This window comes from Martelella endophytica, assembly GCF_000960975.1.
In the GTDB taxonomy this organism is placed as follows: domain Bacteria; phylum Pseudomonadota; class Alphaproteobacteria; order Rhizobiales; family Rhizobiaceae; genus Martelella; species Martelella endophytica.
Map to the genome: position 1 here is coordinate 336,201 of NZ_CP010803.1, position 16,670 is coordinate 352,870.

Consider the following 16,670-nt stretch of genomic DNA (forward strand, 5'->3'; position numbering starts at 1 on the left):
ATGAACCCGTCCTATGCGTAGCACCGCGCCGGCCTTGCGGTGCGGACGGTTCAGCGGCTCGACAGCCAACTCCAAATGTTTTCCTTCTGACCGACCAGCCAAACAGCCAGCGCCAGTAGAAATCCGCCGGCAACCCACAGAGCCCGGCCGAGCTTTCCAGCCCCTTCGACCTGCGCCTTCTTCGTGGCGTAGTCCTCCAGCGTCGGCGCCGCATCGTTCACCGCTTTCTCAACATTCTCCAGCCGATGGTTGATCTTGAGAAGTTCGCGCTCATGCTGCTCCTGTCGCTGATGCATGCCGCGCCGGCTTTCGCTGGCACGAAGCTCAGAGTCCTCGAGGCGACGGTCGACGCGCTCCACGCTCTTGCCGACATCATCAATGCGCTGAAGAATGAGAGCCGTCACGCTTCCCGGTTCATAATCGGACACTAGCGCCCCTCCAGCACATCGATCGCCTTGACCAGCGCTGCATTGCGCGCTTGGCAGACACGATACTGCTGGCGGACCGCGATGAGAAGTGCTGTCGCCTCATAGACGTCCGGCGACGCCTCGGGCAGCGGCGGAAGGTTTTCGACCGGGGTCAGCAGGTCGCCAGGCGTCTTCGCCTGCCGCACCGTGGCCGGGTCAGCGGGCGTCTTCCTGTCGAATGTGCTCCCACAGCTCGCGAGAAGGACGAGGAGGACCGTCATCGCCACAGGATTTGTCATCTTTCGCATTAGCTTCCCTTTCCGCTGCCAGCTGCATCTGAAGTCCGGATATGCGCTGCGCCTGCGCCAGATCGCGCGAACGATTGGTCGCGGCGAGTTCATCAAGCGCCGCCTGCTTGTCATCCTCGACCGCCTGCAACTGATCGCGCAGGATCTGGGCTTTCTGTTCCCAAGCGATGCGTTCGCGCAGCTCGCCGGCGGCAAGCCCCCGCGTCCAGACGCCGTGGATGGCGTGGTTGACCCACCAGACGGCAGCGCCGGCGACGATCGCTACCAGCAGAGCCGCGCCGGCGAACCGGCCAAGCCGGGTGTCGCGCAGCCATGTGAAGATTGCCCACGCCATCACTCCGGCCCTCCCGGTCCCTTGAACTTCATCTTGTTCCGGTCATCCCAGGTGGCGCCGAAGACATAGGAGCCGAGCGTGCTCATGGCGACGAAACCGAGAATGTTGACGATGGTCTCATTCAGCCGCGTATCGCCGCCCAGCGCCGCCAGATAGGCGATAACAAGGCCGCAATAAATCAGCGTGCAGATAACGACCGTGCGCCGCACCGTCCAGTTGGCGTCGAGCTTGCTCACGCGCCCGCCCTCGCCCTCAGAACATCGACCGTGACCCGATCGAATGCCTCGGTGACCGAAATGCCGGCGTCTTCCTGAAACAGCGCGATCGCGTCGCGCGTCTTCGGGCCGACGATGCCGTCGACGGGCCCGACGGGATACCCGAGCCCGCGCAGAAGCTTTTGCAGCCAGCGGTCGCGCGCGTCCGGACCATCCTGCCCATGCACCGACCAGACGCCGCGGATATCGGCGGGCGGCAGGCCGTGCGATTGCGCCCAGGGGATCGCGTTGAACTGCGGGCAGAGCTTGATATGCTCGCTCGGCTCGATGATGCCGTCGCCATCGAGATCCGGGGAAAGGTCGCGGTGACCACAGACCTTGGCGCCGGGATAGCGCTTGGCCATCGCGTGAAGGCGCTGCTCAAGTGTGACCATCATCGCCGGCGTGGCATCGAACTCATTGAGGCCACCCTCAAGCGAAATCCCGTAGGCGATCGAATTGTATCCCTGCACATGCGCGCCGATCGCGTCGACGCCCCGGCCGGGCTGAAGCACCCCATCCCGGTCGATCCACTCATTGTAGCCAATATCCGAAAACCCACGGCGCTTGTGCATGGCGCGGAGCGAACTGACGCTCAGGCGGCTGGAGGGGTTCGTCGCCGTGACATGGACGACGAGGAGTTCGGTTTTCTTGCGTGAAGACATGATAAAGCTCCGCCGCCCGCCTCGGCGGGGAGGCGGTGCGATCTATTGAGTTGTCAATGATTTCTCAGCCGATGATTTCCCGGCACTCGACAAAGGCAACCTCAAGCGTCGCCCCGGTCGACTGGAGCCGGAAGGTAAAGTCACCCACCTCACCGGCCGGAACGTCGATATCGAACCGCGTTTCGCGCCACGCTGTCGGCGAAAGGCACCTGATCACGGCCCCGCCATTTGCCGGAATTGTCGACCCCATGGCTACGATGAGTTCGAACCATCGAAAATCGAACGTGTCGCTGTTGATCGGGCTATCGTCAGGATAGGTCGAAATCGTCCGGTCTATGTACTGGTCAGCATCCCAGCCGCGCCCCGTCGGATCGACATAGGCAGGCGGATTAAACCGGTGCCAAACCGAAAGCTCGAATACCCTGTCGACTGCCGTCGCCGCAATCGAGACCGATTGTGTGACGGTATCCGTATCCGTGATCTTGGCGACATGTGTGCAGCGCGCGCCGATGTTTCCAGGCGTCCACGGAAGGTATGGCGCATCGACCGGCGCGTCAGCAACAGGAGCGCCCGCCGCCGTCCACCCAGTCAGGGATGCGTCAAATGTCGGCGCGGCGACAAGCTGCGTGGCGGAACGTTTCATAGCAGGTGCGGCGAGCGGTTTGAGAGGCGTCGATGGAAACTCCATGAGTTGACCTGAGACAGTAAAGCTCGGAGCCGCCATGGTGAAACTTCCGGCTTTTGCAACAAGAAGCTGCACCTTGCGACCCTGCATATACCCCTTGGTTTCGGGGAAGACATAGTCGACACCATCGATGGCCGATATGGCCTCCCACGCGCCCTTCGGCGTGTTCCACACCGAGAGGTATTGCGCCGTCACAGTATTTTCAGACGTTTTTCCGGGAATGCCATCGTCGTAGTCCCAGTAACGCACATAGACCGTTGCGCCCGCCGGAACGTTCAGTTTTGCCGAAAGCTTATTGATCTGGAAATGCGCAGCAGGAACAATCGCCTCAATTAGCAGGTAGTCCTCACCGTCAATCGAGGCCCCCTCTTTTAGCGCCTGATATTCATCCGGTACATCGACGCCGGAAACCCATGTTTCGAGCGGAAGCCCCTCATCGAGCGCATCCCAAGCGTCGATGTAGTCATCGACGATCGGCCGATGGGCAATGTTTATTTCCTTCCACTTTTCATAACGCTCTTCGATAGTATCAAAGAGCAGGTCGTCAGCCGAAGAGATTGAGAATGACGGCTGGGGCCGGAAAATCTTGATCCCCTGGACCGGCTGGCCAAGATGCTCATTGACCCAGGCGGAGATAGGCTGATGATAGAGCGCGTTCGACCGGCAGGTCGTGTGGTGCCCGTCGATCTGCCATGCGGGCAACCCGCCATCGCGACGATAGACTGCGCCAGCATCAAAATAGGCGCAATCCGCCTTGAGCGCGGCAGCCTGTTTTGCCAGTCGATAGCCTTTTTCCTCGTCAATCTGCGAGACGAACACAGGCTCGATTCCGGCCGCCCTGATCATGGCAGCTGCCCGGAAATAGTTCTCCTGGAAATATTCCACGTCCGCGTTGTACATGTAGGCATCATTCGCAGCAGACGCCATCAAAAGGTAGCGAGCCGTGATGTCGGTGATAGAAACGCCGAAGGTGGTGAAAAGCGTGCCGTTGCGCACATCATCCGCGAACCCCAGAGCGTCCCGGCCCGTCTGCGACGCGTTGATGATGCGAAAATCAGTCAGATTACCGATATGGCAAGGAAAGGCCTTTGACGGAACGCTATAAAGGCCGCAAGACGTCGAGTCTACGCCGTAGATCGCACTTTCGGAATTGGAGATGGTGATCGTGCGGGTCTGTCCCGTGACGCCAAGGCCGCTTTGGAGGCCGGCGATATTTTCCTCGGCGCCGATCAGCCTGCTTGATGTCACCGCCTGCTCGTCACAGATCAACTGCATCTGCAGTTCATTGCCGTCATTATAGACCGCCGTGAAACTCGCATTCGTATCGCTCGTGGGATCATTCCAGAACGGAAGACCGTTCCCAGCCTTCGTCGCAACCCTGTTCTTGGGCCGCACCGCGAAATACCCACCGAGAACCAGCTGTTCCGGCAACACATAGGTTTCAAGGGTCTCGCTTTCGGTTGTCACAACAACCTCACTGCCCTCATCCACTGTCACCGCCAACGTGTCCGTATTCAGCGTAGCCGCATAGAACCGCACAGGTCCTGGTGTATCGCTTCCGGCAATCTTGATCGCCTTAACCGCCTTTCCCGCAGTCCCGGCCGAATAAACGTAAGTACGCGAAATCGTCTTCTGCGCCTCGACCTGAGGGTCCGGATTGCCAATGATCACTTCAGAAAACAATCTATCGACGGCCGGCTTGACGGTAGCGAGATCCTGTGTCGCCATGCCAGCAGCCTCCTCTATGTCTTCGATGCGGGCTGGGTTCGGCCCGATATATTCAAGACCGAATGAAACCTCGTAGCTTTTTTCGGTTTCCACGGTGGGCACAGGTATCGCAACACCAGGCGTCGGTGTCGTGGTAGTAGCGCTTACGGTCGACGTGTAGAGCGTTTTCGGCGGGGGCGACGCGGCAGAGACCCTGATGCTCCACTGCCAGATGCCGAGATATTCACCCTTCAGGACCTTTGCTACAGAAGTGACATCAACTTCGTCTAGCGTGCCGACAACGGATGTGAAGCTACCGACGATCGCGCGAGGCGTAAAAGTCTTTGCATTCTTGTCAAGCGATCCGGCAACGATCTGTCCGGTGTTAGCGCGCCCCCAACTTGCTTTGATTTTTCGGACGTACCCATCAGCTAAAGCCGCCCTGTCCTCGACGAGAATCCTGTTGACCTGGTCTGTATCGCCAGTTGCCACCGTATCCACGCCAAAAATCTGTACATCCTCAAGGTCAGCAAGATCGACCTTGGTTGCCAGAGCACTGGCCGCAGGGACCTCGGCGATAAGCACTGCCGCACCACCCGTCTTGCGATAGGCATAGTAAGCGATCACGTCGGTATCGTCAGACTCTACCTTGAAATCATAGCCTTCTGTCGTCGCCGCAAGACCAGCGGCCGTGTTCGCGAAAATCTGATCGGCTTCGAACACAAGCCCTTTCAGAATGTCGAATTGCGACTGGATGGTCTGTCCGACAATGCCGCGCACGGCAGATTTCATAGGCTGGTCGGGCGCAGATGCAGGGCCGTCAGGGTAGACGGCATCGAAGGCGTCACGGATTTCATTTGCCATGCTTGTTCCTCACGTCACGGTAAAGCTGCCGGTGGCGACAGGGTCGCCCTCAAGCCCGCTGCGGTTGATGGTGGTGATCCAGCCGAAATAGGTATCGGCATCGAGACCGGACACGATGGCGCCGTAATTGCCGCCCGCCGCGCCATAGGTCGGTGGCGAGACGGCACTCGCCGTCCCGAAACTATTGACCGTGTTGTAGTAGAGCCGCGCGCCCCGGTAGTTGTCGGCATTCGGCGCCGTCCAGCTATAGGTCGCCTGCCCCGCCCCGCCGACAGCGGCAGCACCAATCACTTCGCCGGCCGGAACCGGATCGGAGATCGTCTGCACTTCCTCTGTCGCGGAAAAGTCTGAATAGGTGCCCTTGCTGTTCTTCACCGCCGCCTGCACCTGCAGCAGTGTGTCGGCCGGCACGGTCTGCGTATCGAGCACGATAGAGCCCGCCGAGGGCTGCGCGCCCGGGAAAGCCTGTTCGACCCATCCGCCCGGCGATCCCGCGCCGGCATCCGCCACGCGGTAGCGCACGATCGGCGTCAGGCTGTCGTCTTCCGGGTCGTCAATCGCGACGCGAAGATAAACGCTGCCACCGCCGCCGATGGCCGAGACCGACTGTATGACCGGCTGTTCCAGATCGGCCGCGTTCGGCTCGGCCGCGATGGCCGGCTGCGCGCCCTCATCGGTGGCCGGGTTCCAGGCATCGATGTCGTCGGGGTGCAGAACCCACTGCATCGAGAAGCCGCCATTGGAAAGGTCGAGCGTGCTCTTGAGGTTCTCGATCAGCCTGCCATTCAGCTCGGGAAGCCTGACCGGCGTTTCGAGCCGCACCCACCGGGTGAACACGGCGTTGATGCCGGAAAGCCTGAGGCCGAACTGTCCGCGCTTCTTCTCCCGCACCCGCAGGAATTCCCGCTTTGTCAGCCGCCGCGCCTGCCGCCACTTCGTCACCCCGTCGAGCGGGTTGGTTTCGGCAAGCACCCGGCCCGCGATCAGCTGGGCGCCGATGTCGTCGAAGTCGTCGGCGCTGTTTTCGGCATAGTCGAGCGCCGGATCGATGAAGACCGGCGTCAGCCGGTTGACCTCTTCGTCAAACAGCACGTCGCCGTCGACCGAATAGTTGGCGATGTCGGCATCCGTGATCGTCGCGACCTTGGTCTCGCGGAACTTGCCGACCAGCGGCAGCCAGGCGCCGTCTCCGCGCTGGCAAATCCAGCCGTCGCAGCTCATCAGGATATCGGCAAGATAGGTCTTCGGCGCGAACTCCGTCGTCGTCGTGCCGTCGAACTCGTAGCGCCGCTCCGTTCCGCCGGCCGCCGTGGCGATCAGTTCGTCGCAGATATCGGCCTCCTCGATCCAGTCATCGAGGACAGGCAGCAGGCCGGTCTGATAGTCGTAGCCGAAACCGGCCTCGGCGAAGAACAGCCACCAGGCGAGAACCACCATCGGATTTCGGGTGAACTTCCATGTCGCCTCATTGGTGGCGCTCTGTGTCGGATCGCGGAAATCCCAGCAGAGCGCGCCGTCGACCTCGGCCGAGCAGGTCGGGCCGCCGTTCGGGAAGCGCTTGTTGAAGTCTTCCTGTTTCGGCGTCCGGCAGATCATGCCGATCGAGGCCTGTCCGTCGCCGCGATGGTTGTTCGTCCAGACGCCATCGGCGCCCATGATGTCGACGATCTCGCCATAGGCTGTCTCCGGCTTCACCCCGACGCGGGTACCGACCCAGACCTTGCCGTCACCATAGCGCCCGTCCGAAAGCTCGTTGACCGTGCCGTCCGGTTGCAGCGTCACCTCGTCGTCGTTCAGGAAGATGCGGTTGAATGCCGAGATCCTGTGAGCGGCGAGCGCCTGCACATGGCAGAGGTTCTTGCCCTTAGCCTCGCGCATCATGATCGCGCCGGCGATCCGACGACGACCGTTGCAGATGACGCGATAGGGCAGCGACTGCGAGATCGTGTTCTTGACGCTCTCCGCCTTCGCCTTTTTCGGCGTCTCCCGAAACAGCAGCTGCGCACCGATGCTGATCGCCGACAGCACGATGGCGCCGACAACCTGCCCGATGGTGATCCCGGCAAAGCCGCTCGAGAATATGCCGCCGATCAGCGCCGTAATCGGATCGCGGCCGACGAAGGGCGAATAGAGCGCCGTCGAGCCGCGCAACAGCGCCCGTCGCTGGTATCCCCGCAGATGGCCGGTGTCGATCCCGTCAAGCTCGTACCAGCGCAGCCGGTAGCGCTCATGCATGGATCGGCCTCCAGATCGCCTTCGCATCCCAGCGCTTGGCCATTACGCCGCGCAGGCTCATCATCGCCCAGAGCGGCCCGAAGCGGATCGCGCCGGCCTCATGACCATCGGGACCGGCGACGACGGCGATATCGCCGTCTGCGGGAAGCTGAACGCGGCGGCAGAGCGATGGCAGCACAAGTCGTTCGACGAGCGGAACCATGCCGCCAGCCTCGGCAATGATCGCGTCCGCGCCCTCGCGATCGCGATAGGTGCCACGAAGCGAAGCGGCCGGGTCGACGCCGGTGATCTCGGCAACCCAGGTGGCGAGCAGCGTCATGCAATCATCGCCGTCGACCCCGCCCCATGCATGATGGCGCGGTGCCTCGATAAAGGCTTTCAGGTTCATAAATCCCTCAGGAGTAGTAAGGCCAGACGACGTCGACGCCGCGGGAAAGGCGGCCGGTCTGGTCGCAGAAGAGATCGGTCGGCGAAAGCGCCTTTTGGTGCGGCGCCGACCAGAATGTGCGTGCCGGCCGCGAGCGGGCGCGGCCACCGGAAACGGCGGTGAGCGACAGCCTGAGCGTCGCCGGATCGCCCTGCCCACCGCCGTCATAGGCCTCGGTCGTGTGCGACGCCATCGCCTGCCAGAGCGGGATGACGGCGCTCATCGGCTGATAGTAATCGTCAAGCGTGGTCATCCCGACATGCATCAGGCATCCGCGCACCGGCGGAAGGCTCTCGACGATCCGCGCGCGCTCGTCCGGGTCGACGCCCGTGATCGTGAACGATGCTGAACCGGCCGTGCCGTTGACCAGCACCTCCAGCGTGTCCAGCTCCAGAAGCCGCCCCGCGCCCTCGTAGACCGCCCCGGCTTCGTCGAGCGCGTCGAAGCCAACCGGCACGTCATTGACGCCCAGCCAGAGCCGGAGCGGCGGATCGGTGTCGAGGCGGACGAAGACGGCGAGCTGATGCGACCCGCGCAGCGCGTCGATGATGTTGTCCGGTACGTAGGCCATCAGAAGGCCTCGACGAACTTCAGCGTCACCTGGCGCACATAATTGCCGGGCGTTTCGCTCGGCAGATTGAAGTCCGCCGCGAATTTCATGGCGCAGAGCGGGCGGGCAAACTCAACCCGCGTCCCGGCCGGGACAGCCGCCCTCAGAGGCGGTTGCAGGGCGAGTGTGTAGACCGGGTTCGTCTCATCCGTTGCGGACAACACCTCCCAGTGGCGATAGGCGCGCCAGCCCTTCTTGTCGGCGTGGTATATCGAAAACCAGTCCGACCACTGCAAAGGCCTGGAAAGCCCGTAGACGCGCATCTTCAGGATGCCGGCATTGAGTGCGGCATTCTCGGTGACCTCGCCCCAGACGGTCGCCTGCGAATAGCCGGAGCCATCCGAGAACAGCGAACCGTCACTATGGGGGATGCCCTTGATGATCGCCCGCTTCTTGCCGTCAAGAACAGGGAACGGGCCCTTGGCATCGGTCCAGATCGGCACATTGATGAACCGGAAGCCGCCGTTCAGTCGAGCGCTGAGCCAATCGAGGTAATTATGCACCTCCATGTTGCGCGAGCTGGCATTGGCATCCAGCTCGTATGTCACCATGCCACCACAGGAAAGGTCCATGGTGATGCTCTCGCCAACGCCGTTCGCGCCACCGGATATGACGTTTCCGACCACGTTGGCGGCGACGCGCGACGGCTTCAGGAAATCGTGCGCAAGGCTTGGCAGGTTCAGATATGCAGCCACCGGTCAGCCCTTCTGCTGGTCAAACGTCTTGTTCATCTCGCCGACGCCGCCGCGCTTCATGGCACGATGGTAATTGGCCAGGCCCGTCGTTACGGCGCTCGATGACTCTCTGCGGGAGATGCGCTGCACCTCCGCCTGCCACTGCCCGTTCTCGTCCATGTAGACGCGGACGTCGGAGGCAACGTTTACGCGACCGGCGACCTGCCCGCCGCCAGCACCCGTTGCCTCGCGCACGGCCCTGACACCGAGATCGCCATTGGCAGCCCTCACCAGCGGCATTACCGCCTCGGGGTCCTTCTCGCCCATGACACCGTTCTTTTTGCCACCGGAGCCGAACTTGAAGAAGGTCGGGCTGGAGACGATCGAATTCGTGAACGACCCACCCTTGGCAAACGGCTTGGCGCCGGATGTGCCGAAGGCGTTGCCTTTCTCGGATTTGAACAGACCGCCAAGACCAGAGAACAAGCTGCCAAGCAACCCGGAGCCATGCCCGCTTGAAAACGGCCCTTCGTTGAATAGCACCGCATTCAGGGCCGCCTTTGCCAGCGACTTCGCGACATCCTCAAGCACGCCGGCAAAGTCTTCGCCGGCGACGATGGCGTCCAGAAGCCCGTCCTTGATATCGGCCTGGATGCCCTCGAAATATTCCGCACGGTCCTTTGCCTCGTTGTACTTTTCGGTCAGGCGTCCAACGGCCTCGGCCTGCTTGTCGATCTGCTGGCCAACGGTTTCGCCGGTTCCAGCGATCTGCATGTCGAGACTGAGCCCGCGTTCCTTCGCGGCGTCGAGGAGTTGCCATCGTGCCTCCAGTTCGGCGACCTGGCGGTCGGTCTTTCCAAGCAGTTCAAGGTTGCGCTCGAGCCTCAGAAGCTGATCGTCGGAAGAGGCGAAGATGCTTTCCTTTTCCTTTTTGCTACGACCGCCGCCGCCACGGCTCTTGCGGCCGAGCTTCGCCTGCTCCTTGCGCCAGTTCTCCAGCTGTTGGGCATACTCCGCGGTCTCCTTCGCATTGGCGACAGCCTCATCGCGCATGGCCATCCATTCCTTGGTGGCCATCAGGTCGCCCTGCGGAGGCTTGGTTTCGGCGAAGTTCTGGCGCGTGATCGCCCCGGCCTTGCCGATCGGGTCGTCGCGGAACTGCCATTCGATCTTGGCCCGGGCGAGGTCGGATATGCCGCTGGCGGCAAGCGCGGCCGCGTTCTGCACCGCCCGACCGATCTCGTCGGCCAGACGACCGGCTTCGCTGGCGGCGGTCGAGATGGAGACATCTGCAAGTTCCATCGCGGCCTTAAGATCGGCAGCGGACCTTCCCGCTTCCGCGACGGAATTATACAGATCTTGCGCGCTCTGGTTCATGTCATCGAACGGCCCAAGCGCATCTTCGAGAGCCTTAAGAAGACCTTCGGCGGCCTTCATCTGTTCTTCAGGACCATTGGCGTCACCAAGAGCATTTAAGGCCTTGGCAAGATTGTTGGCGCTACCGACCGTGATGTCCAGCGCGTCCATCATCTGGTAAATGCTGGCAATGCGATCGGACGGGTCGGCGCCGGGCACCCTCCGCAGATCACCATAGGACTGGGACAGGTCGCTGAAAGTGTTGTTGAGTTCCTCTTCCGCGCGAAAACGGTTGATATCCTTCAGGACATCAAGGAATTCCTTCGCAGCGAAGGTCGCCGTGCCGTATTTCTCGGCGAGCTCCTTCGTCGGCAGGTTCGCCTCCCGCACGGCGTCACGATAGGCATCGACAGCCGACTGCAATTCCTTGAGCTTCTTGTCCGCATCCTCGCCGGCTTCGCCAAGATCGATGAACGAACTGGCAAGCGGGACCGCGATCGCGACCACCGCGCCCAGCACGGCGCCGAGCACGCCGAAACCTCCCAGCAACTGCGGCATCTGCATGCCAAGTGCTTTCGACGCGGCTGTACCGGCCCCCACCTGCACGGCGAAATCGCCGATCTGGTAGGCGACATTCTGGATGCCCGCCTGCAGCCCCGGCGTCATCCGGCTGACATTCTTGCCCTGCACGACAAGGCTTCTGGAGCCGACGGCGGCCGCCGTGTACCGGGCATTCAGAGCTGTCAAAGACTCTCCATAAACACGATTGTCGATCGCGCCTACCTTCAAAGCCCTGTTCAGCTCTTCCAGTTCCGTTTCGTACAGCTTCGATGCCCGGAAGAGAGGATCGTACTTGGCTCTAAGCCGATCCATTTCCGCACCGATGGCATTGGCGGAGTGCTCGGCAGACTGTGCCATCTTCTGCTGCGCACGATCAGTGATCTCCTGCATCTGTTTCATGCTGCGACCGACAATGCTGTTGGCTTTGGCCAGCCTCTTTTCAAGACCGGTGATCGAAGCCTCAAGTCGCAGGACCAGGCGATCGTCGTTCTCAGCCATTGCTGTTCAGAGCCTCCGGCTCATAACGGGCAAGAATGTCCTCGAATTCCTCGACGGTCGGCGGTTCGGCCTTGCGCGAAGATCCTGCATTGAAGCCCTTAACGAGATTGATGAAGTCGGCGTAGTCCATCGCTCGAAGTTCAAGCGGCGACATGTTGAAGACCCGGCAAATCTGCGAGACCTCGGAGAACCGGACAGGCTCCGCCTCTCCATCATTCGGCGCCCCGCTCTTTTCGACGCCGGCAAACAGTGCGGTAAGGATTTCCGCAGCCAGTGCGGCATTGTCCGCCAGCGGATAAAGGTCGAAGTGAGCGTCAGAAAGACGCTTGGCCTCCACCTTGCCGACCCCACCGCCTATAAGCCCGATACGTATGACCTGATAGACGTCTTCGAGCCGATATTTCCCAGCCGCAACGCGCAGGAGTATCTCGCCGATGGCATCGCCGCGGCAGGCCTGCTCAAGGTCCATCACGTCGCCGAAGGAAAGCCGGAAAAGCCTATCTTTCCCGGCCCATTCGCTGATCAGTTCCGCCATCAGGATGCATCCGTCCAAACGCGACGGCCGGAGCCCGAGATCGATCCGGTGAAGGTGACCTTGCCGCTCCCCTCTTTCGAGAGTTCAAGTGAACCGAGATAGGCCGGCATGATCCAGAAGCCACCATTGCTTGCGGCAGGTTCGTCGATCAGCATCTTGATGTTCTTCTCCGACCCGTCATCGGCCCAGTCACGCCAAGTCGGCCAGGCTTCCGTCGTGACCATGCCGGAAATCGACACGGACGTATCCTGGCTTTCCAGATGCCGCGTGATCGTCGCCGGAAGGTCCAGCGGGTCGTCGCAGTCCAGCACGGTGTTTTCACCGAGATTGTTGGTCAGCGTGATGCCGAAGGTGTTGGCTCCACAGGTATGAGCGAACAACTCGGGCGAGCCACCATCGCCAAGCTGAATGATCAGCCGTTTCGTCTGATTTCCCGTCGCCATGCCATCAGTCCTTTCTGGGTTCGGTTTTGACAGGTTCCGCCACGCCGCGCGCGATCAGCGCTTTTGCCGTCGCACGTGGCACATTCGCGCTTGTTCCGGCCCGGAAGGACTGGGACAGCGCCGAGCTGATGCGATGATGTGCATCGGCAAGTATTTTGATTTTCATGATTGACACCGTGGCGCCCGATCGAACTCAATGCGAGGATCAAAAGAGGGGGCGCAAATGAAGTTCAGCGTTGCAATTATACTATCGACTGTGGCTCTGGCCGGCTGTCAAACCGTAGAGACGTACACTCCGATGGAGGTTGCTCTCAACAAGGCGGCAGGGGCTGACGTTCTGGCTCAGAAGTGTGGCTATCTCGACTATCGAGCGGTCCAGCAGGTGTATTCCGACAAGAACAAAAACATGAGCGAGGCGAAGTCTCTCGGTGCGACGAAGTCAGACTACAGTGCTGCATATGATCGTGTTAATGGGCGTGTGACGACGGCCATGATTTTCGCGGGCACCAATGCGGCGTGCAATGAGTTGCTCACGCAGCTGGCGAAGAGTAATTCCGAAGCGAATATCGACCTTCCGGACTAAAGGTTCCGTATCGCCTTACTTATTGCCCCCGTCATGCGTGACCTGACCCGTCTCTTGTAGGCTCGCCATACAGGATAGAAATAGGGCTGCGCTGTGATGCGCCCGGTGTATCGTCCAACCTGTGTGTGTCGTTCAGACGTCCCAAACTCGAACCAACGAGCCACGGCGGGAAACGAGCCGGCGCCAACGACTGCGGTTGCATAGATCGTGATCCGGAGACTGGAAGTGCCCGGTGACACTTCAGCCGATGCGAGCGTCACGGATCCCGATGGCGGGCTACCCCATGTCCAATCCACCTCGATTTCCGGGATCGGCGTATTTTTGTTCATCGCTGCGACGGTCTCCTTGGCACCCGTCTCCATCGCATCCTGAAGGGAGACACGGATGGCGCTTGGAAGCCGCGCCCACCGGCGCTGCAGTTCGACTACCCCCTCAACCATGGTCTTCGGTAAACGCCGCGACCGTGACGACGCCATGGGCAATCTGCTCGTCGGGATCGTCCATAATGCGGACATCGTCGACCCGGATCATCACCAGCGCGAAAGGATCGGCGAGGGTGAGTTCCTGAAGGTGAAGCACCTTCTTCACCGCGCCACAGATCACCTTGTTTCCACGCTTGGAGCCGCCTTCCTTCGTCCAGACATCGATCTGCTGGTAGTTCTCTTCCGCGTCGAGGCAGGACAGGAACTCCGACAGGTTCTGTGAAGGACCGAACGAAATGTACGGATAGACCGGAGCGGCGGGCGGGTTGTCGTAGACGCGTGCGCCGACAAGCGCGGATACGGCAGCGTCGGCGATCAAGGCGCTGTAGATGCTGTCCTGAAGCGCGACATCAGCACTCATCCCGCCTTCCCCCCTTCGATCACGATATAGGTCCACCTGCGATCGGTGATGCTGTCTGCTTCGATTATCGCATACTCGACATTGCGACGGGCATCCCTCAGCCGCCAATCCGTCGTAACCGCGCGAACGGCGCTGCAGGATCGGACCCTGAGCTTGTAGATCGGTCGCCCTTCCAGGCGTGCCGCTTCAACGACTTCCGAGCCCTTCGAATAGATGAACTCCGCCCGGCACGCATACCGCTGGGTGAAGACTGTCGTCGTCACGCCGCCGGCGCCTTGTGTGGAAACGGGTTCCAGGAATGCAACCGCCTCGATCAGCCGCCGGTTCAAAGCCGCACCCACCATGTGAAATTGGCATCCGTTTCGAGCGTCAGACCGACGACGGAAACCCATTCATCGACAGCATCCGTCACACCGAAGCGAAATCGCGGATCGGGGTTCCTGTAGTCATGCCCCCCGAGATAGCCACCCGGCGCGAGCTTCGGCAACCAGGCATCGATGTCAGCCCGCACACCGTCATAGGAATGATCGCCGTCGAGAAACACCAGATCGAGGCTGCCGTCCTCTACATTGGCCTCCATGTCGACAGACCGGCCGTGGAGGATACGGAACCGTTCGGCATCAAAGCGTGCAACCGAGGCCAGAGCCTCTTCCATATGCCGCCCGGTCCGCCATGCATCGTGAAACGCATGTTCGTCGCCGGTCGCCTTGTACGCTTCGGTCTGCTGTTCGCGCGCCGCCCAGCTGTCGACCATCGTCAGGCGAAGCTGATCGTGGCGATCGAGGAGCCATCCGGAAAGATGGCCACGCAACACACCGATCTCCGCGGCACGGCACGGGCCGGATGGCAACCGCTTCATGATCGTTTTGCCACGCTCGGCCACTGCCTTGTTGATCACCATCCGACGTCCCATGGTCTCGGTTTTCCGTGAAAGGCGACGATGCTCGCCACCCCGATATTGCCGGTCTCTCTGACATCGGCCTTGTAGCTGACGATGCTTCCGGGCAATTCGTCCTGAAGTCGAACCGCCCGCCGCAGCCATAACTGCTCGAGGAATGACTGGTCGCCACCGCGCCGGAACCGCCGCATCGCGGAGCGCGGGTCCGAAATCCAGGCGTTCCATACCGGGCGGCGGTCAGCTTCAGGCAACAGCATCGCAGCCGACTGAAGGCCGTCAGGTCGATAGACATCCCGCATGATCGCAAGACGCCCGATCGCCATCAGGTCGGCCAGCGGCCCCGTGATCGCCATGTCGAGGTCGAGGTAGAACAACGGGCCGGCGATATCAGGCCGGAACAGCTCCATCTTGGCCCACCAGCCCGGCCAGTCGAACAGCAAGGGCAGCGTATCGACCCCGTCGATCGCGCAGTCGCTGAGACAGAGGAAATCCGCCTGCGAAAACAGCGAGACCTGCCGCTGAAGCCTCAGCACATGCTCGGGACCGTATTCGCCCCCGGACCGCAGAACGCAGACGACCCGCGTCATCGAAGAACCCGGCGCCCCGACATCATCCGCCGCATATCCGCCTCGCTCATGATCTCGCCGCCGTCATAGATGCGCTTGACCAGATGCATGATGTTCGTGGCATCGGCCGGGTCCTGCGCGAGCGCCGGGTCGTCTCCGCTGCCGCTTGCATCCGGAAGGTCGTATCCCCCCGAAAACCGCACGCGCACCGGCCAGTCCCCGTCTCCAAGGTCTGGATAGACAAAGGCATCGCCAAACCTGATCGAGGCCGTCGTGTCCGCGGGCTCCAGTGACCAGAGATCATCGGAGACGGTATGCTCGACGCCGTCCTCGTCGAAATAGGCGATCTCGATGACCGAGCGAACCGGGCCGACATCAAGGAACAGCCTGCGGGCAAAGCAGCCAAAGCACATTTCGAAGTTCCCCGGAACCATGATCCGCCGCGTGAAGATTTCGTAGCGGCTGGTTTCCGAACGGGTCAGCTTCTCGATACGGTCGTCATCGTCGTCGAAATTGACGACCAGCTCGCGCTTCATCTGATCGAGCGGAACCGCAAGGCCGGACGGTTGGCCAAGTCTGATCAGCATTCGAGTGCCTCGCGAAAATCCATTTTACGATAGTTCTCAAGCGCTGAAACGGCGCTTGCATTGATCACCTTGATGCCCATCGCCGAGATCGGCCCGGCAGCATCGTCGACAACGCGCCGCCAGCGGCTGACATTGCGCTCTGTCGGGTTGTTGAGCCCCTCGTGCAGGCCGTGCCAGTGAACGCCCTTGTCGATCCGCATGTCGTAACCGACGAGAATGATCTTGGCGGCGCCGAACTGAACCGCGAGGTTGAGGCACTGAAACCCGCTATTGCCGCCCCAGCCCGTGACGCCCGGACGATTGACGAGGATCCTGTCGTCGTGGCGGGTCACCTCGATGCGATGCACACCCCAGTCTTTCCGGGTCAGCGCACGATCGGCGGTGAGCTTCAGCCCCGAGAACGCGGGAACGCCGCGATATTTTTGCCACCAGGCGCAGTCGCAGGCATAGAGAATGTCTGCCCATGGCGCCAGTTGCCAGCCATTGTTGATGGCTATGACCCGGCAGCGGCCCCGCGCTTCCTCGATCGGCGCTTCTCGGGCGCTGGGTCCGCCTGCAATGATGCAGACTGTTTCGCCTTCCCAGTCTGGCCACCAGCGGGGATATCCCGGCCTGACTGGCGAGGGTTTT

Annotated in this window: 20 protein-coding genes; 1 reads left to right on the top strand and 19 read right to left on the bottom strand. The window is 61.3% G+C overall.

Going from position 1 to position 16,670, the window contains the following annotated elements:
* Window positions 1–50: 50 nt before the first annotated feature.
* The 13 genes from TM49_RS01490 to TM49_RS01555 all read right to left on the bottom strand — a co-directional run bounded on the left by TM49_RS01490 (window position 51) and on the right by TM49_RS01555 (window position 12,563).
* Window positions 51–428 (bottom strand): hypothetical protein, encoded by a 378-nt coding sequence (locus TM49_RS01490; RefSeq protein ID WP_045679234.1) that lies wholly within the window; start codon window positions 426–428, stop codon window positions 51–53.
* Window positions 428–613, bottom strand: a complete 186-nt coding sequence (locus TM49_RS01495) for a hypothetical protein (protein ID WP_045679235.1) — start codon at window positions 611–613, stop codon at window positions 428–430. Before TM49_RS01495 ends, TM49_RS01490 begins: the two co-directional genes overlap by 1 nt.
* Before the next feature lie 10 nt (window positions 614–623).
* On the bottom strand, window positions 624–1,049 hold the full coding sequence (locus TM49_RS01500; RefSeq protein WP_045679236.1) for a hypothetical protein: 426 nt from the start codon (window positions 1,047–1,049) through the stop codon (window positions 624–626).
* Window positions 1,049–1,285: a hypothetical protein gene (locus tag TM49_RS01505; RefSeq protein WP_045679237.1), complete on the bottom strand. Its 237-nt coding sequence runs from the start codon at window positions 1,283–1,285 to the stop codon at window positions 1,049–1,051. The genes TM49_RS01500 and TM49_RS01505 overlap by 1 nt, the downstream gene beginning before the upstream one ends.
* A complete protein-coding gene (locus TM49_RS22490) occupies window positions 1,282–1,968 on the bottom strand; it encodes a peptidoglycan recognition protein family protein (protein ID WP_052699654.1) in 687 nt (228 codons plus the stop codon). Before TM49_RS22490 ends, TM49_RS01505 begins: the two co-directional genes overlap by 4 nt.
* Window positions 1,969–2,032: 64 nt before the next feature.
* The gene (locus TM49_RS01515) at window positions 2,033–5,224 is read right to left on the bottom strand and encodes a hypothetical protein (protein WP_045679238.1); all 3,192 of its coding nucleotides are present in this window, start codon (window positions 5,222–5,224) and stop codon (window positions 2,033–2,035) included.
* Window positions 5,225–5,233: 9 nt separating this feature from the next.
* Window positions 5,234–7,459, bottom strand: a complete 2,226-nt coding sequence (locus TM49_RS01520) for a phage tail protein (RefSeq protein WP_244464771.1) — start codon at window positions 7,457–7,459, stop codon at window positions 5,234–5,236.
* Window positions 7,452–7,847 carry a DUF6950 family protein gene (locus tag TM49_RS01525; protein ID WP_045679239.1) on the bottom strand — a complete coding sequence of 132 codons (396 nt, stop codon included), beginning with the start codon at window positions 7,845–7,847 and terminating at the stop codon, window positions 7,452–7,454. The genes TM49_RS01520 and TM49_RS01525 overlap by 8 nt, the downstream gene beginning before the upstream one ends.
* Window positions 7,848–7,854: 7 nt before the next feature.
* Window positions 7,855–8,457, bottom strand: coding sequence for a hypothetical protein (locus TM49_RS01530; protein ID WP_045679240.1), 603 nt, complete (start codon window positions 8,455–8,457; stop codon window positions 7,855–7,857).
* Complete coding sequence (locus TM49_RS01535) at window positions 8,457–9,191, bottom strand: hypothetical protein (protein ID WP_045679241.1); 735 nt, start codon at window positions 9,189–9,191, stop codon at window positions 8,457–8,459. The genes TM49_RS01530 and TM49_RS01535 overlap by 1 nt, the downstream gene beginning before the upstream one ends.
* 3 nt (window positions 9,192–9,194) lie before the next feature.
* A complete protein-coding gene (locus TM49_RS01540) occupies window positions 9,195–11,585 on the bottom strand; it encodes a hypothetical protein (RefSeq protein ID WP_045679242.1) in 2,391 nt (796 codons plus the stop codon).
* On the bottom strand, window positions 11,578–12,120 hold the full coding sequence (locus TM49_RS22495) for a gene transfer agent family protein (protein WP_052699655.1): 543 nt from the start codon (window positions 12,118–12,120) through the stop codon (window positions 11,578–11,580). The genes TM49_RS01540 and TM49_RS22495 overlap by 8 nt, the downstream gene beginning before the upstream one ends.
* Window positions 12,120–12,563 (bottom strand): phage tail tube protein, encoded by a 444-nt coding sequence (locus tag TM49_RS01555; RefSeq protein WP_045679243.1) that lies wholly within the window; start codon window positions 12,561–12,563, stop codon window positions 12,120–12,122. The genes TM49_RS22495 and TM49_RS01555 overlap by 1 nt, the downstream gene beginning before the upstream one ends.
* A gap of 223 nt (window positions 12,564–12,786) precedes the next feature.
* On the opposite strand from TM49_RS01555, the gene TM49_RS01560 reads away from it, so the two are divergent.
* Entirely contained in the window at window positions 12,787–13,146 is a 360-nt protein-coding gene (locus TM49_RS01560) for a hypothetical protein (protein ID WP_144409431.1), read from the top strand.
* Between the two features lie 432 nt (window positions 13,147–13,578).
* Here TM49_RS01560 and TM49_RS01570 read toward each other — a convergent pair whose 3' ends face one another.
* From TM49_RS01570 to TM49_RS23815, 6 genes are read right to left on the bottom strand one after another with little or no spacing between them, the layout of a single operon-like run.
* Window positions 13,579–13,989: a DUF3168 domain-containing protein gene (locus TM49_RS01570; RefSeq protein WP_045679244.1), complete on the bottom strand. Its 411-nt coding sequence runs from the start codon at window positions 13,987–13,989 to the stop codon at window positions 13,579–13,581.
* Window positions 13,986–14,333 carry a phage head completion protein gene (locus TM49_RS01575; RefSeq protein WP_158498592.1) on the bottom strand — a complete coding sequence of 116 codons (348 nt, stop codon included), beginning with the start codon at window positions 14,331–14,333 and terminating at the stop codon, window positions 13,986–13,988. The genes TM49_RS01570 and TM49_RS01575 overlap by 4 nt, the downstream gene beginning before the upstream one ends.
* Window positions 14,315–14,890 carry a class I SAM-dependent methyltransferase gene (locus TM49_RS01580; protein ID WP_045679245.1) on the bottom strand — a complete coding sequence of 192 codons (576 nt, stop codon included), beginning with the start codon at window positions 14,888–14,890 and terminating at the stop codon, window positions 14,315–14,317. The genes TM49_RS01575 and TM49_RS01580 overlap by 19 nt, the downstream gene beginning before the upstream one ends.
* Entirely contained in the window at window positions 14,884–15,474 is a 591-nt protein-coding gene (locus tag TM49_RS01585) for a hypothetical protein (protein WP_045679246.1), read from the bottom strand. Before TM49_RS01585 ends, TM49_RS01580 begins: the two co-directional genes overlap by 7 nt.
* Complete coding sequence (locus TM49_RS01590; protein WP_045679247.1) at window positions 15,471–16,040, bottom strand: head-tail connector protein; 570 nt, start codon at window positions 16,038–16,040, stop codon at window positions 15,471–15,473. The genes TM49_RS01585 and TM49_RS01590 overlap by 4 nt, the downstream gene beginning before the upstream one ends.
* On the bottom strand, window positions 16,034–16,387 hold the full coding sequence (locus TM49_RS23815) for a hypothetical protein (protein ID WP_244464772.1): 354 nt from the start codon (window positions 16,385–16,387) through the stop codon (window positions 16,034–16,036). Before TM49_RS23815 ends, TM49_RS01590 begins: the two co-directional genes overlap by 7 nt.
* Between the last annotated feature and the right edge of the window lie 283 nt (window positions 16,388–16,670).